The following is a 1,322-nucleotide window of genomic DNA, read 5'->3' on the forward strand; positions in this document are numbered from 1 at the left end:
GTCTCGGGGGCATGCCCCCGAGACACTTGTCATCCCATCAACCCAAAGCCATAAAAAACGGGAACTCTCCTTTTGAGTGGATACAAAAAAGGGGGCACGCCAGGAGCATCGGAAATATCCGTATCTGCTGCGGGATCTGGTCATCGACCGGCCCAACCAGGTGTGGTGTTCCGACATCACTTATATCCCGATGCACAAGGGCTTTCTCTATCTAGTGGCGGTCATGGACTGGCACGCGCATAAGGTGCTGTTCTGGCGTCTGTCGAACACGATGGATGCGGAGTTCTGCATCGAGGCACTCAGGGATGCGCTGGTGCGCTACAGCACCCCGGAGATTTTCAACACGGACCAGGGTTCACAATTCACGACGCTCCGGTTCACCGAGGTCCTGGAACGACGCCAGGTTCGCTTCAGCATGGATGGGCGCGGTCGCTGGCTGGACAACGTGTTCATCGAATGTCTGTGGCGGTATGGATCGCCCATTATAATGGGCAGCGTCCGCACCCGGCACTGGCTGGACGCACGCCTGATGAGGCGCATCATGACGTGCCGACGCCATCTGGTCCGGGGTTAAGCCCGGGCCAGATGGCCAACAGCAGCGCCGTCAGAATGGCGGCATAACGACAACCGGGTATAGCTTATCGAGCCCACAAAACTGTCCGAATGGACGGGCCCTCCTCACATACTGGTTGAACAAGTCTGTTCAACAGGGAAGGAAGTATATGGAAGATAATACAAAAACATGGGGCTCAGAGGGATTTCTGCTGATGTCAGGCAAGCTGTCATTACACAGAGCCAGAAGCAGGGTATGAAAGCCGGAGAGTGGCTGACACTGGCTATTCTGGAAAAAATCAAGCAAGACAGAAATGCAGGGAAAGCCCAAGTGGCTACCAATGAAAAACCTGCTGTCAGTGTAGAGGGTGCCTCTGCTGTTCTGGCTTTGCTGGAACGTCTTCAGGGTATGGGAATTGAACCTCCTGACAGAATGAAAAGAAAAGCTACCACTCTGGTCAGGAAGTGCATCAGGATATAAAATTTTACAAAAACAATTACAGCATGTCGTCAGTTAAGCAGGATGATGATTGAGGCGAACTGCACGGCTGCGAGGAAGGTCGATTTCAGTTTATCGTAGCGGGTTGCGATAGCGCGAAACTGCTTGAGTTTATTGAAGAACCTCTCAACAAGGTTCCGTTCGCGGTAGAGAGAAAAATCGGTTTCCCGTCGTGTCGTTCTGTTGCGTTTTGGCGGGATGACCGGGGTAATCCCGCGCTGTATCAGCCGATCGATCAACCTGTCCGCGTCATACGCCCTGTCAGCAAGGA

At 53.3% G+C, this 1,322-nt stretch carries 2 protein-coding genes and 1 pseudogene; 2 read left to right on the forward strand and 1 reads right to left on the reverse strand.

The features are described 5' to 3' along the window. Positions 1 to 103 precede the first annotated feature (103 nt). Positions 104 to 621, forward strand: a pseudogene (locus tag CFR79_RS15385) (transposase); the annotation flags it as partial. Positions 622 to 742: 121 nt separating this feature from the next. Further along, entirely contained in the window at positions 743 to 1,033 is a 291-nt protein-coding gene (locus CFR79_RS15390) for a hypothetical protein (protein ID WP_110548463.1), read from the forward strand. Positions 1,034 to 1,062: 29 nt separating this feature from the next. Here CFR79_RS15390 and CFR79_RS15395 read toward each other — a convergent pair. After that, positions 1,063 to 1,322 (reverse strand): transposase (locus CFR79_RS15395; protein WP_146220163.1); only part of this gene is annotated, 260 nt, incomplete at its 5' end.

Origin of the sequence: Komagataeibacter saccharivorans, assembly GCF_003207825.1 — a bacterium.
Lineage (GTDB): Bacteria > Pseudomonadota > Alphaproteobacteria > Acetobacterales > Acetobacteraceae > Komagataeibacter > Komagataeibacter saccharivorans.